Origin of the sequence: Candidatus Accumulibacter contiguus, from assembly GCF_012940005.1 — a bacterium.
GTDB classification, from domain to species: domain Bacteria; phylum Pseudomonadota; class Gammaproteobacteria; order Burkholderiales; family Rhodocyclaceae; genus Accumulibacter; species Accumulibacter contiguus.
Map to the genome: position 1 here is coordinate 97,695 of NZ_SPMX01000007.1, position 13,922 is coordinate 111,616.

Annotated in this window: 11 protein-coding genes and 1 pseudogene; all 12 read left to right on the forward strand. The window is 60.4% G+C overall.

Going from position 1 to position 13,922, the window contains the following annotated elements; all coding sequences use genetic code 11:
• Window positions 1-11 precede the first annotated feature (11 nt).
• Window positions 12-2,849, forward strand: coding sequence for a valine--tRNA ligase (locus E4Q08_RS03680; protein WP_169069386.1), 2,838 nt, complete (start codon window positions 12-14; stop codon window positions 2,847-2,849).
• 31 nt (window positions 2,850-2,880) lie between these two features.
• Window positions 2,881-3,141 (forward strand): hypothetical protein, encoded by a 261-nt coding sequence (locus E4Q08_RS03685; RefSeq protein ID WP_248594668.1) that lies wholly within the window; start codon window positions 2,881-2,883, stop codon window positions 3,139-3,141.
• Entirely contained in the window at window positions 3,083-3,355 is a 273-nt protein-coding gene (locus tag E4Q08_RS24385; RefSeq protein ID WP_248594669.1) for a hypothetical protein, read from the forward strand. Before E4Q08_RS03685 ends, E4Q08_RS24385 begins: the two co-directional genes overlap by 59 nt.
• Complete coding sequence (locus E4Q08_RS03690; RefSeq protein ID WP_308240050.1) at window positions 3,352-4,584, forward strand: AAA family ATPase; 1,233 nt, start codon at window positions 3,352-3,354, stop codon at window positions 4,582-4,584. Before E4Q08_RS24385 ends, E4Q08_RS03690 begins: the two co-directional genes overlap by 4 nt.
• 234 nt (window positions 4,585-4,818) lie before the next feature.
• Window positions 4,819-5,205, forward strand: a complete 387-nt coding sequence (locus tag E4Q08_RS03695) for a hypothetical protein (RefSeq protein ID WP_169069388.1) — start codon at window positions 4,819-4,821, stop codon at window positions 5,203-5,205.
• Window positions 5,206-5,221: 16 nt separating this feature from the next.
• Window positions 5,222-6,841 (forward strand): site-specific DNA-methyltransferase, encoded by a 1,620-nt coding sequence (locus tag E4Q08_RS03700; protein WP_169069389.1) that lies wholly within the window; start codon window positions 5,222-5,224, stop codon window positions 6,839-6,841.
• Window positions 6,838-7,095 carry a virulence RhuM family protein gene (locus tag E4Q08_RS03705; RefSeq protein WP_169069390.1) on the forward strand — a complete coding sequence of 86 codons (258 nt, stop codon included), beginning with the start codon at window positions 6,838-6,840 and terminating at the stop codon, window positions 7,093-7,095. The genes E4Q08_RS03700 and E4Q08_RS03705 overlap by 4 nt, the downstream gene beginning before the upstream one ends.
• A pseudogene (locus tag E4Q08_RS03710) lies at window positions 7,092-9,777 on the forward strand (DEAD/DEAH box helicase). Before E4Q08_RS03705 ends, E4Q08_RS03710 begins: the two are co-directional and overlap by 4 nt.
• Window positions 9,778-9,912: 135 nt before the next feature.
• The gene (locus E4Q08_RS03715) at window positions 9,913-10,683 is read left to right on the forward strand and encodes a M15 family metallopeptidase (RefSeq protein WP_248594670.1); all 771 of its coding nucleotides are present in this window, start codon (window positions 9,913-9,915) and stop codon (window positions 10,681-10,683) included.
• Window positions 10,684-10,686: 3 nt separating this feature from the next.
• The gene (locus tag E4Q08_RS03720; RefSeq protein WP_169069391.1) at window positions 10,687-11,646 is read left to right on the forward strand and encodes a serine hydrolase domain-containing protein; all 960 of its coding nucleotides are present in this window, start codon (window positions 10,687-10,689) and stop codon (window positions 11,644-11,646) included.
• Between the two features lie 31 nt (window positions 11,647-11,677).
• Window positions 11,678-12,463, forward strand: coding sequence for a DUF2272 domain-containing protein (locus tag E4Q08_RS03725; RefSeq protein WP_248594671.1), 786 nt, complete (start codon window positions 11,678-11,680; stop codon window positions 12,461-12,463).
• 329 nt (window positions 12,464-12,792) lie between these two features.
• Complete coding sequence (locus E4Q08_RS03730; protein WP_169069393.1) at window positions 12,793-13,650, forward strand: amino acid ABC transporter substrate-binding protein; 858 nt, start codon at window positions 12,793-12,795, stop codon at window positions 13,648-13,650.
• Window positions 13,651-13,922 lie beyond the last annotated feature (272 nt).

Sequence of the window (13,922 nt, forward strand, 5' to 3'; positions counted from 1 at the left end):
GCCCTCCCCTCATGGAACTCGCCAAGAGCTTTGAACCGGTCGACATCGAACGTCGCTGGTACCCCGAATGGGAAGCCAGAGGCTATTTCGGCGCCGGCCTCGATGCCGAAAAACCGAACGCTTTCTGCATCCTGCTGCCGCCACCCAACGTCACCGGCACCCTGCACATGGGGCACGGCTTCAACCAGGCGATCATGGATGCGCTCACCCGCTACCACCGCATGCGCGGTGACAACACGCTGTGGCAGCCCGGTACCGACCATGCGGGCATTGCCACACAGATCGTCGTCGAACGGCAACTAGACGCACAGGGAATCTCAAGGCACGAACTCGGACGCGAGAAATTTCTCGAAAAAGTCTGGGAGTGGAAAGAGTTCTCGGGCAACACCATCACCCGCCAGATGCGCCGCCTCGGCACCTCGCCTGACTGGAGCCGCGAGCGCTTCACGATGGACGCCGGCCTTTCGCGGACGGTCACCGAAACCTTCGTCCGCCTCTACCGCGAGGGCCTGATCTACCGCGGCAAGCGCCTGGTCAACTGGGACCCGGTACTGCAGACCGCGGTCTCCGACCTCGAGGTGGTGCAGGAAGAGGAACCAGGCCATCTCTGGCACATCCGTTATCCGCTGGCCGATGGCAGCGGCTCGCTGACCGTTGCCACGACGCGCCCGGAAACCATGCTCGGCGACACCGCGGTGATGGTCCATCCCGACGACGAACGTTACCGGCACCTGATCGGAAAAATGGTCCGGCTGCCGCTCTGCGAGCGCACCATCCCGATCATCGCCGATGCCTACGTGGACCTCGCATTTGGTACCGGTTGCGTCAAGGTCACTCCCGCACACGATTTCAACGACTACGCGGTCGGCCAGCGCCACAGACTGCCGATGATCCCGATCCTGACCCTGGACGCGAAGATCAACGACAACGCTCCGGCTCGCTACCAGGGCATGGATCGCTTTGCAGCGCGCCAGCAGATCGTCGCCGACCTCGAAGCAGCAGGCCTGCTCGACAAGGTCGATGCGCATCTGCTGAAAGTGCCGCGCGGCGACCGTACCGGCGTGGTGATCGAGCCGATGCTCACCGACCAATGGTTTGTCGCCATGAGCAAGGCCGGTGCCGATGGCAGCAGCATCGCCGGCAAGGCTCTGGCATGTGTCGCGGCAGGCGAGATCCGGTTCTTCCCCGAGAACTGGATCAACACCTACAACCAGTGGCTGAACAACATCCAGGACTGGTGCATCTCGCGGCAGCTCTGGTGGGGCCATCAGATTCCTGCCTGGTATGGCGAGAGTGGACAGATCTTTGTCGCTCATGACGAAACCGAAGCCAGGAACGAGGCTGCGGCACAAGGCTACCACGGCCCGCTGAGACGCGACCCGGACGTCCTCGATACCTGGTATTCGTCAGCACTGTGGCCGTTCTCGACACTCGACTGGACGCCGCAGTGGCCAGCCGAAAGCAACCCGGCGCTCGACCTCTACCTGCCTTCGACAGTCCTGGTGACCGGTTTCGACATCATTTTCTTCTGGGTGGCGCGCATGGTGATGATGACCAAACATCTCACCGGCAAAATCCCCTTCAGACACGTCTATGTGCACGGCCTGATCCGCGACGCCGAAGGCCAGAAAATGAGCAAGTCGAAGGGCAATGTCCTCGACCCGATCGACCTCATCGACGGCATCGGCCTCGACGCGCTGATCGAGAAGCGCACCAGCGGACTGATGAACCCCAAACAGGCCGCAGAGATCGAAAAGCGCACGCGCAAGGAATTCCCGGCAGGCATCCAGGCATTCGGCACCGACGCACTGCGCTTCACCTTTCTGTCACTGGCCAGCCCCGGTCGCGACATCAAGTTCGACCTTAACCGCTGCGAAGGCTACCGCAACTTCTGCAACAAGCTGTGGAACGCCACCCGCTTCGTGCTGATGCACACCGCAGACCAGGATCTCGGCCTGGCAAGCGATACGGCTGACGACTGTGGGTCAGCGCTGCGCTTCTCGTTTGCTGACCGCTGGATCGTCAGCAAACTGCAGCGTACCGAAGCCGAGGTCGAACAGCATTACGCCGACTACCGCTTCGACCTGCTGGCGCGCTCGGTCTACGAGTTCGTCTGGGACGAGTTCTGCGACTGGTATGTCGAGTTGTCGAAGGTGCAACTGCAGCAGGGTTCCGTCGAAGAAGTCCGCGCGACGCGGCGGACGCTGGCGCGCGTACTGGAGACGGTGCTGCGCCTGGCCCACCCGCTGCTGCCCTTCATTACCGAAGAACTCTGGCAGGCGGTGGCGCCGATCGCCGGCCGCAAGACCCATGCCTCGGTGATGCTCGCGGCCTATCCGCAGGCGCAGGCAGCAAGCATCGACCCGGCCAGCGAAGCCCGCGTCCAGGAACTGAAGAATCTGGCTTACGCCTGCCGCAACCTGCGTGGCGAAATGAACCTCTCGCCGGCGCTGCGGGTTCCGCTGCTCGCCAGCGGCCAGGCCGCATCGCTCGCCGGCTTCGCGCCCTATCTCAAAGCGCTCTGCAAGCTCTCCGACCTGCAGATCGTCGACGAAATACCGGCCGACGCCAGCGCACCGATCGCCATCGTGGGCGAAACCCGGCTGATGCTGCAGGTTCAGATCGACCTGGCTGTCGAATGCGAACGCCTGGACAAGGAGATCGCGCGACTCGGCACCGAGATCGGCAAGGCGAAAGCCAAGCTCGCCAACGAGAGCTTCGTCGCGCGCGCTCCGGCCGCAGTGGTCGAACAGGAAAGGAAGCGCCTCCAGGACTTCGTCGCCACGCTCGAAAAACTCGAACCGCAACGCGAACGCCTCAGGCGGTCACAGCCAGCAAACAGCCGGTAAACTGGCCCACTGAGTCAAGATTGCTTTGCGTATGGCATTCCAGACGCTCAAGGCGCGGCTCAAGCCGGTCTGCCATCGCACCCTGCGCCGCCAGGTGACGGCCTACATCCCCTACACCCCGCTGGTTGAGGAATTCACGCCGGAGGAAAGCGAAGACCGGCTCTACCATCTCGTCTCCGAATACCTGCAACAGGATAATCTCCAGGCTCTGCCGGCCAGTCAGCGCAGCCTTGATGACGCTGGTGCTGCGCAAGCTACTGGCTTCATCGACCTTCGCCATTGCCGGCGCTGACTTCGATTTCCAACCGGCTCAAAACCAAGCTCCGCATGCAAGAGCCCGCCGAATCATTGGATTGCAGTTGTTCGATGGCCACAACCCCGCCGAGCGCCATATCTGGAAAGCCATCACGCTTTCGCAATCGCAAGATGTCGCGTCGCAAGCAGCAGCCATTCGCGATTACCTGGGCATCTCGCTCGATCAGCAGACGGCCTGGAAAACAGAGTGAAACAAGGACAAGGGGAATACATCGCGATGAACACAAGTCCCATTACAAGAATCGTCATCAAGCGATTCCGCAGCTTTCCCTCGGCGGTTCTCGAACTGGACAATCCCTTGTTCGTGGTGGGGCGCAACGGATCGGGAAAATCGAATCTCGCCGATGTTTTCAGTTTCGTTGCCGAAGCGATGTCATCCCCGCTTCAGGCAGTATTGGACCGCAAAGGCGGTATTTCGGCCGTGCGCAATCGCAGTTCAGTCAAGAGTGCTCCTCCCAATTTGGGTCTGGCATTTGAATTCGGTGCATTCAACGGCATCGCGGGGGGCCGGTTCGCGTTCGAGATCAAGGCACTGCCAAACTATGGCTTCCGCATAGTGCGGGAGCAATGTCTGGTGTGCGGCAAAAGCGGCATACGCTGGTGGTTTGATCGTTCCGACATATGGAAGAGCAACGCCGATGGACTGACACCAGCACTGGAACCCACGGCGCTGGCATTGCCCCTGGTTGGTGGGGACGAGCGCTTTGCTTGCATTTTGAAGGTACTCAGCGCCATGCGCGTTTACTCCATCGAACCGGCGAAGCTCAGGGAAATGCAGGATCCAGACAGCGGCATCGTACTCAAACCCGACGGTAGCAATGCAGCCAGCGTGCTCCAGGAGTTGTCACGTGGGGAAAACGCAAAGTCAGTTCGGCAGGAAGTCTTCCGGATTCTCGAGAGCATCGTTCCCGAGACCAAGGCGGTTGCCCACAAAAAGCACGGCAACAAGTGGTCGATGAGCTTTTCGCAGGAATGGGGAGAGGGCAAGAAGCTGACGTTCGACGCCTTCAGTATGTCCGATGGCACTTTGCGCTCGCTGGGTCTCATCATGGCGGTTTTTCAGAAGCCGAGTCCCTCTGTACTCGTCATCGAGGAACCGGAAGCCACCATCCATCCCGGTGCATTGGGCGCCGTGCTCGATCTGATCCGCCGGGCAGCCAAGACTATGCAAGTCGTCGTGACCACCCACAGTCCCGAGTTGCTCGATGCGAAGTGGATCACCGACAACAACCTGCGCATCGTCTCGTGGCAGGAGGGTGCGTCTCATTTGCTGATGCCTTCCGCCGCGACGCGCGAAGCCATGCGCAGCGATCTCATGGGCGCCGGCGAACTGCTGCGCGCTAACGCGCTTCACGCTGAGGACTTGTTCGCTAGCGACGATGCCTTGCGCAATGGCAGCCTGTTCGAGACGTTGGCATGAAGCTGTTCCCGATTGTCGAGGGCCACGGGGAAGTCGCGGCGGTGCCGGTACTGCTGCGCCGATTGTTATGGGATCATGCGCTGTGCTTTGGCATGGACGTGGGCGCCCCCATCCGTCGTACCTCGTCCCAATTCCGGCGCGAAGACGAGGTTCGGCGGATGGTCCGATTGGCCCTGCTGCAGCCCGACTGTGCCGCCGTGCTGCTCCTGTTCGATGGCGAGGACGACTGTCCTTATGAACTGGCGGCAAAGGTGCGGAACTGGGCGCAAGCCGAGGCTGGGAACGCCCTGCGAAGTTGTCATTGCCTACCGCGAGTACGAGACCTGGTTCCTGGCTTCGGTCGAATCCCAGAGGGGACGTTGGAGTATCGCCGACGATGCCCTGGCGCCAGTCGATCCCGAGGCCAAGCGCGATGCCAAGGGAGCATTGGAAGAGTTCATGCCCAGGTGCCGAGCCTATTCCGAAACGGGCGATCAGGACGCGATGAGCGCCGTGTTCGACATGGCGCTCGCCCACCAGCGAAACCGATCCTTCCGCAAGTTGGTCAAGGCAGTGGGCGACCTGGCCAGGCAATTGGGCCAGACCGTACCAGCGTGGCCCCCGGTCGGATGGCAGCAATAGAGTGGCATCAGGCGCGATGAGCAAGAAGCAAAAACTCGAACTCACCTGGATCGGCAAGGAGAACCGGCCAAAGCTGGAGCCGCGCATCCTGCTGGAAGACCCGGCGAAGTCGTACCACGCGAAGCACCGTGTCACCAGTGCCGACTTTTTCGACAACCGGCTCATCTTCGGCGACAACCTGCTGGCGCTGAAGGCGCTGGAGGGAGAGTTTTCCGGCAAGGTGAAGTGCGTCTTCATCGACCCGCCTTACAACACCGGCAGCGCTTTTACCCATTACGACGACGGGGTGGAGCATTCGATCTGGCTGTCGCTGATGCGCGACCGGCTGGAGATCATCAAGCGGCTGCTGTCCGACGATGGCTCGCTGTGGATCACCATCGACGACAATGAGGCGCACTACCTCAAGGTGCTGTGCGATGAGGTTTTTGGGAGAAGGGATTTCGTATCAACCGTAATTTGGGAGAAGAAGTACGCTCCTAAGGCTGACTCGAAACTCCTGTCGAGTTCCCATGACTTTGTGCTTGTGTACGCCAAAAACGTTGAACGAGTTAAGGTGAATCGCCTGAGCAAGACGGAAAAGCAAACATCTCGGTACACCAATCGAGACAACGACTCAAGAGGGCTTTGGAAGGCCGGGGATACATTGCGCAATGAGGTGCGTGATTACGCAGTCTTTCCAGTAAGACTACCGTCAGGTCGTGAAGTCTGGCCATCGTCAGGAACGAGCTGGCGCTACACAAAGGAAAAATTCGCTGAACTGATTGCGGATAACCGCATTTGGTTCGGTGTTGGCGGAGATGCGCGGCCGGCGATCAAGCGATTCTTGACTGAAGTTAGCGAAACTATCCCGGCAACAACGATTTGGAAGTACGACGAAGTTGGGCACAACGATGAGGCAAAAAAGGAAAGCAAGATGCTTTTCAGCGATGACCTTTTCGGCACTCCCAAACCAGAGCGATTGATGCAACGAATAATCGAACTGGCAACGGACCCTGGCGACCTTATCGTCGACTCCTTCGCCGGTTCCGGCACCACCGGCGCCGTGGCCCACAAGATGGGCCGCCGCTGGATCATGGTGGAGCTCGGCGAGCATTGCCACACCCACATCATCCCACGCCTGAAGAAGGTCATCGACGGCGAAGACTCCGGTGGCGTCAGCCAAGCCGTTGGCTGGAAGGGCGGCGGCGGCTTCCGCTACTACCGCCTGGCGCCCTCGCTGCTGGAAAAAGACAAGTGGGGCAACTGGGTCATCAACCACGACTACAACGCCGCCATGTTGGCCGAGGCGCTATGCAAGCTGGAGGGCTTCAGCTATGCACCTTCGGACGCGGTGTATTGGCAGCACGGCCATTCCACCGAGCGGGATTTTGTCTATGTCACCACCGCCAGCCTGACCCATGAACAGTTGCAGCAGCTTTCCGACGAGGTGGGGCCGGATCGGTCGTTGCTGGTCCTGTGCACCGCCTTCCGCGCCAAGGCCGATGCCTACCCCAACCTGACGGTGAAGAAGATTCCCAGGCAGGTGCTGTCGCGCTGCGAGTGGGGTCATGACGATTACTCCCTGCAGGTGGAGAACCTGCCCAAGGAACCGCCCAAGCCCGGCCAACAGTCATTGTTCGACGGGGGGGAGCCGTGAGCGATGTCCTGCCGACCGGAGAATTCCTGCTTTACCAGAGCGAAGATGCGCAGACACGGGTGCAGTTGCGTGTTGCCGAGGGAACGGTATGGATGACGCAGAAGCAGTTGGCCGAGCTGTATCAAGTCAGCGTGCCGGCCATTGCCCAGCATGTGCGCAATGTATTTGCCGAACGTGACTTTGAGGCGTCGATCAGCGTACAGGTTAAGCAGTTGGAGAAGACGGCCAAGAAGAGCAAGGGGAAGAAGGAATGAACCGCCACGTCAACGCTATCGCCGGCCGCCTTAGTCTGCGCCATCCGCAGCGCCGCTCGCTGGAAATCCTCGACCGCATTACCGAGATTGCCCCACCGGGCAAGGGCGCCGATGTCGCGATCCTGCTGAAGGCCATCCGCAGCGAGTTCCCGTCGGTGACGGATTTCGAGCGCGATTTCCCTTCGTTGTGCTTCGCGCTGGCCACCGGCGTGGGCAAGACGCGGCTGATGGGCGCTTTCATCAGCTATCTGCACCTGGCGCACGGCATCGACAATTTTTTTTGTGCTGGCGCCGAACCTGACCATCTACAATAAGCTGATTGCCGATTTCAGCGACCGCAATCACCCCAAGTACGTGTTCCGCGGCATCGCGGAATTCGCTGTAAACGCGCCCTCGATCATCACCGGCGACAACTACGACCAGCACGACCCGCGCAGCGACACGCTCTTCGGCGGCGTGCGCATCAACATCTTCAACATTTCCAAGATCAATTCCGAAGTGCGCGGGGGCAAGTCGCCGCGCATCAAACGGCTGTCGGAATACATCGGCGAGAGCTACTTCGATTATCTGGCCGGTTTGCCGGATCTGGTGATGCTGATGGATGAATCGCATCGCTACCGCGCCAGCGCCGGCATTCGCGCCATCAACGAATTGAAGCCGATCCTGGGCCTGGAACTGACCGCGACGCCGTTTGTGGAGACCCCGCGCGGCGCGCTGGCATTCAAGAACGTGATTGTCGACTACCCGCTGGGCCGCGCCATGGCTGATGGATTCGTCAAGGAACCGGCGGTGGTCACGCGCAAGAACTTCAACCCGGCGGGCATGTCGGCGCAGGAGATCGAACGGCTGAAACTGGAAGACGGCGTGCGCCTGCACGAAAGCGTCAAGGTGGAGCTGGAGACTTACGCACGTGAGAGCGAGAAGCCCATCGTCAAGCCTTTCCTGCTGGTGATTGCCCGCGATACGACTCATGCCGGACAACTTTCCGTGCTGATCAAGTCCGACAACTTCTTCGAGGGCCGCTACCGCGACAAGGTCATCCAGGTAGATTCGAGCAAGACCGGGGCCGAAGAAGAAGAGATGATTTCAAAGCTACTCAAGGTGGAGAACACCGACGAGCCGACGGAGATCGTGATTCACGTCAACATGCTCAAGGAGGGCTGGGACGTGACCAACCTCTACACCATCGTGCCGCTGCGGGCGGCCAATGCCCGCATCCTCATCGAGCAGTCCATCGGGCGCGGCCTGCGTCTGCCCTATGGCAAGCGCACCGGCGTGACGGCCGTGGATCGGCTGAACATCGTCGCCCACGACAAGTTTCAGGAGATCATCGCCGAGGCCAACAAGCCGGACTCGGCGATCCACTTGCAAACCCTCGTGCTGGATGCGGATGCGCTCGGGCAGAAAACGACCACGGTGGTGTCGCAATCGCAACTGGCCACCAAACTGGGCTTGACGCCTGCCCACGCAACCAGCAGCACGACGGTGGCCGGCCAGGATCAAGCGCCTGCCTTCACCAAGCGGGAAGAGCAGAAAGTCGCGCAGATCACCTACGAGGTCATCCGCAAGCTGGAACACCAGCCGCAGACGCTGCCCAGCATCGAGTACCTGAAGAAGCCCGAAATTCAGGCCGCCATCGTCAGGGCGGTCGAGGAACAGCACCAGCCGACTCAACTGGAACTGGACGGGGTGACGCAGAAGCCGGACTTTGCGGCCGTGGTGGCAAAGACGGTCGAGCTTGTCACGCAGCAGACCATTGACATTCCGCGCATTCTGGTGGTGCCCAGGGGTGAGGTGAAATCAGGCTTCAAAGCCTTCACGCTGAAGCTGGATACCTTGAGGTACCCGGCGGTTTCCGACGAACTCTGGATACAGCACCTGCGCACCAATCAACTGGAAGTGGTTTCAGTGAGCCGTGGCGGCATCGACGAAGCGCGGCTGGAAGACTATGTCGTCAGCGGCCTGGTGGATTTCGACGATATTTCCTACGACGAACACGCCGATCTGCTCTACGACCTGGCTACCCAGACCGTGCAGCACTTCAAGAGTTACCTGACCGAAGAGGACACCCGCAAGGTACTACGTTGCTATCAGCGGGACATTGCGCGCTTCATCCACGCCCAGATGCAGGCGCATTACTGGGAGGACGTAGCCGGCCATGAGGTGAAAATCAGTAAGGGTTTTACCGAGCTGAAGCAGAGCGCCTACTCGCATTCCGCACAGGAGCCGCCTGCCAACTATCGGGTGGAGCCGACCGACAAGAGCAACATGGCCAAGTACCTGTTCGGCGGCTTCCAGAAGTGTCTGTATCCGGTGCAGAAATTCGATTCCGATTCGGAGCGCAAGCTGGCGGTGATTCTGGAACGTGATTCAATCAAGTGGTTCAAGCCCGCCAAGGGCCAGTTCCAGATTTACTACCAAACCGGGGAGGATCATCCGGAATACCAGCCGGACTTCGTTGCCGAAACTGCTGCAACGATCTACATGCTGGAACCCAAGAAGCGCACGGAGCTTGAAGACCCGATTGTCGTCGCCAAGAAGGAAGCCGCCGTAAAGTGGTGCGCGAATGCCTCGGACCATGCAGCAAGTTACGGTGGCAAGCCTTGGCGTTACGTGCTAATTCCGCATGACGCGATCGCTGAGAACATTACGCTTGAGGGATTCGCGGCACGGTTTGGTTGAGTTTGTCCCGCTGTCTAAGTGATTCTGTACCCGGCAGCCCAGGTGCAGGCGCAGAATGGCTGGCTGGCTGGCTGATCAACAATGATGCACAGGAAACCTATCCCAATCATGCGACTCTGGAGTATCGTGCCATTGATGCTCACGCTGTCCTCAGGGGCCTATTCTGATGCGCAACAGGGCATCGACTGCCTGCTGAAAGCCTACCCAGGGTTTCTGAGTGGAAAAGACGGCAATACCCTGTTCTTGGCAGATGGTCATCGCCTGCCTTACGGCTCAGGAAGTCAGGGCAACTTCGAGGAGCGGCTTGACCACGCTGATCTGCATGATCAGATGAGTCAATGCTATTCGCCGGGCTTTCCGGTCGATCCGCCCGGGTTCAACGAAGATCCGGGGCGCATGCGAGATGAGCGGTTCTTCAAACGCCTTTACGGTGAGGATAAACTTGCCGTACAGCGAAATATCCTTCAGGTGACCTGGGCCCCGACAGGCAAATCCCTGCCATTCAGCCGAGTCGCCAGCGCGGACCAAGCGCTGATGCGAGTCGGCAAGGCCATCGCCGCTCGTCCCGAGCTTCGGCATCTCGTCTCCAGCCCGGTAGGAACACTCAAGTGGCGAACCATACACGGAACCCAACGGACCAGCAGCCACAGCTTTGGTATCGCTATTGATTTCAAGCTCCCGCACGGGCTGGGCCAGTATTGGCGCTGGGCAGGGTGCCTACCCGGAAAAGCCTGCGCTTACCCGGAACGTGTTCTGGAGGATCGAGGCTTGCAGGACGTGGTGAAGATTTTTGAGGCCAACGGCTTTATCTGGGGCGGAAAATGGTTCCACTTTGACACCATTCATTTCGAATACCGTCCAGAGCTGCTCGTGGCCGAATGCACTTGCACAAGCCGGGGGCAATGATTCATGTGGTTCGATCTCGCTTCACTAACCAAGCCGCTTGTCACGACGCCGCTGGCTCTGAAGCACCTGGACCTTGATCGTGACCTGCGCACTCTTCCCGTCCTGTCGGATTTTCGCAACCGGACGTGGCCTTTGACGGCGCGCCAACTGCTCTCGCACACGGCGGGTTTGCCGCCATGGCTTCCGTATAATGGCGTTCCGCTGGCTCAGCAACTCGCCGCCCCCTTTCCCTGGAATCGACACCCTCTGCTGGTAAAGCCAGTCGCAGAATTCGGCGAATTTCCGGCCTGCTATTCGGACCTTGGGTTCCGTGTGCTGGCTGAGGCCGTCGAAGCGGTCAGTGGCGGCTCCTGGGCGAAACTTGGGCAACAGATGACTGGTCTCGTGCCAGCTCCGTGGAGTGAGGCGCCAATCACACTTCCGCCCGGGCCGGACCAGGAGGCCTGGCTCCTTGCCGCCAACAACATTGCCTTTCCGGAAGGCATGGCGAACCTGCCGCACGATGCGAATGCGCGAGCCGGGATGATCGGCCACGCCGGCTTCGCTGCGAATGCCCAACTTCTGTTGCCGTGGCTCATGGCATGGCGGACGACTCATGCACCGAACATGGCGCTCGCGCATGCACGATCCGTCGACGGCACCGTTTGGGGACTTGGGCTTTGGCGCGTATTGAACGGCCCTGGCCAGTTCGGCGAACTGCTGGAACGTTTGCCACTGAACGGCATTTGTCGAGTCATCGAGTTCAGCGGGACGGACATGCCGCCGCACTTGCCCAATGTGCCCCCCACCGGAATCAGTCAATCGTGGTGGATGCATACGGGCTTTACGGGCCCGGCGATGTTTTTTCGCCCCGACGACGCGAGTTGCATCTGTCTCCTGGCTCACAGACGCGGGCCCGAAGGAGGACTTCTGGACCCACTGGCGATTCATCGGCGACGCTACGCCATGCTGACTCAACTATGACCCGCCTTCCCGTGTGTAAGCTTACATGGTGATGATCAGACATCTGCGGATCGTGTTGATCTTTGCCTTGGCCGCTTGTGGGTCGCCACCGAAGATGCCTGCGCAAGCCCCAGACGAACAACCGACAGCACAGGAGACCGCACCCCAGGCCGACAGTCCGGAATCGCCGGAATCGCCCGCATCACCGCAGCTGGGTTACTGGAGGTACAAGATCATTGCAGCCGCAAACGCTGAATGGGTCTACTTCGGCCAGCAGACGGTCGTGATCGATGGCGACGACGAGAGCATTCCGCGTGTGGGAATCTGGGAAGATGACGATCACGACCACAGTGATCGGATCAACCAGTATTGGCGCGCAGTCGGCAAGTACCGGCTGTCCGGTTACGACTGCAGAGAACCGTGGTCCGCTGCCTTCATCAGCTGGATCATGCAGACGGCGGGTGTGCCAAAAGACCTGTTCCCTCCAAGCAGCGCCCACCGCTTGTATCTCAACCGTCTTCTTGCCAACGCCCACGATCCATTCGCCGTCTTTATGCCGCACACCATCCAGCAATACAAACCCCAACCCGGGGATTTGATCTGTGCCACCCGAAGCAAGGTCGAGCCTCAAGAACTGGTGGAAACTCTACCGGACTCACTCAACTCGAGGCTGCATTGCGATATCGTTGTGCAAACCAACGGGCGAACCTTGCAAGCCATTGGCGGCAATGTTCGCAATTCCGTTTCAAAAACCATTTTGACCCTGTCCCCGGATGGCTACTTGCAATATGCGGGCCAAAGGCCATGGTTTCTCATCATCGAGAATCGCCTGGACTGATGGCGTGTTCGAGTGTCAGTTCCCTCCGGGGCTGGTTCGGCAGTTTCTGATCTTCAACCCCTGATCGACCGCCGATCGTCGAGGCGCGCGCAGCGGCGGCTGGGGAACTCCGCATCCTGCGGGCCACGTCACGAAGCTACCGGGTGGGCGCCGAGCCTTTGCCGGGGGCAGCAATCCACTAGCGAGCTTGGCAAGCGCTGTGGCGCTGGCTGGCCGGGAAAAGGCAGTCCTTATGGTGGAAAAACCCGTTGTTGCTGTGCATACTTGCGGCGCCCGCATGATCTCCTTTGCTGCGGACCACCTCTCCCTCTCCACTCGACAGGAATCCAATGATCAAACGAACTCTTCTCCTCGGCGGGCTTGCCGCAAGCCTTGCCATCGCCATGCCGGCCATGGCATCTGAATCGGCACTGGCCCGGATCAAGCAGTCCGGGACCCTGAAGCTCGGCTACCGCGAGAATTCGATGCCTTTCTCATTCGTCGGCGACGACAAGCAGCCGCGCGGCTATAGCGTAGACCTGTGCCGGATCGTCGCCGAGGATCTTGGCAAACAACTTGAACTGCCGAAGCTCGACGTGCGCTGGGTGCCGGTGACTGCGCAGAGTCGCTTCGAAGCGCTGAAGAGCGGGGCGATCGACCTGGAGTGCGGCAATACGACTCAGACGCTATCGCGTCGGGCCGACTTCGACTTCAGTCTGATGACCTTCATCGACGGTGCTGGCCTGTTGTTTCGCGACGGCGAGGCGCCTTCCTCCCCCGAAGCCACCAAGGGCCAACGGGTAGCGGTGGTGGCCGGAACGACGACCGAGAAGACGCTCGAGGACCTGATCAAGGCAGGCAAGCTCGATGTTCACCTGCTCAAGGTGGCAGACCATGATGCGGCCATGCAGGCCTTGAAGGACAAGACGGCCACTGCCTATGCGGCAGATCGCACGGTGCTGATCACGACGGCCCTGGTGCGCGGGCAGGGACAGGCCTTTGCGCTTGCCACACTGCAGTTCAGCTACGAACCCTACGGCCTGGCGATGCGTCGGGACGCCGACTTCCGTCTCGCCGTGGACCGCACCCTGGCCAGGCTCTACCGTTCCGGAGAGATCAGCCCGATTCTCGGCCGCTGGTTCGGGCAACTCGGCAAGCCGAACGATGCCCTGCAGGCCATGTTCCTCCTCAACGGCCTCCCCGAGTAGGTCGCAGCGGGCGGCGGTGGGCGCCCCGCGGCACCGCCGCTGCCGTTTGCAGCAAAGATCCATCGCGTCGGCGAGGCCACGGGCGAGAGCCCATCGAGCCGGACAGTCGGGGCCGTTGTCGGCAGGGAGGCTCCGAGCAGGCGACGGCAGCCTGGTCTTTGTGCATGATCGCTGGATGCCCGAGAGCGTGCGCTCTCGTCTTTACGACGAACGACAGCTTGATGGGATGGCCAGGCGCTTGACGGGTCTACTCGGTGGCAACGCCGATATCG

What these genes read in the sequence shown, in the direction of transcription:
- E4Q08_RS03680 (WP_169069386.1), top strand. Translation starts at nt 12, where the DNA reads ATGGAACTCGCCAAGAGCTTTGAACCGGTCGACATCGAACGTCGCTGG.
- E4Q08_RS03685 (WP_248594668.1), top strand. Translation starts at nt 2,881, where the DNA reads ATGGCATTCCAGACGCTCAAGGCGCGGCTCAAGCCGGTCTGCCATCGC.
- E4Q08_RS24385 (WP_248594669.1), top strand. Translation starts at nt 3,083, where the DNA reads ATGACGCTGGTGCTGCGCAAGCTACTGGCTTCATCGACCTTCGCCATT.
- E4Q08_RS03695 (WP_169069388.1), top strand. Translation starts at nt 4,819, where the DNA reads ATGAACTGGCGGCAAAGGTGCGGAACTGGGCGCAAGCCGAGGCTGGGA.
- E4Q08_RS03700 (WP_169069389.1), top strand. Translation starts at nt 5,222, where the DNA reads ATGAGCAAGAAGCAAAAACTCGAACTCACCTGGATCGGCAAGGAGAAC.
- E4Q08_RS03715 (WP_248594670.1), top strand. Translation starts at nt 9,913, where the DNA reads ATGCTCACGCTGTCCTCAGGGGCCTATTCTGATGCGCAACAGGGCATC.
- E4Q08_RS03720 (WP_169069391.1), top strand. Translation starts at nt 10,687, where the DNA reads ATGTGGTTCGATCTCGCTTCACTAACCAAGCCGCTTGTCACGACGCCG.
- E4Q08_RS03725 (WP_248594671.1), top strand. Translation starts at nt 11,678, where the DNA reads ATGATCAGACATCTGCGGATCGTGTTGATCTTTGCCTTGGCCGCTTGT.
- E4Q08_RS03730 (WP_169069393.1), top strand. Translation starts at nt 12,793, where the DNA reads ATGATCAAACGAACTCTTCTCCTCGGCGGGCTTGCCGCAAGCCTTGCC.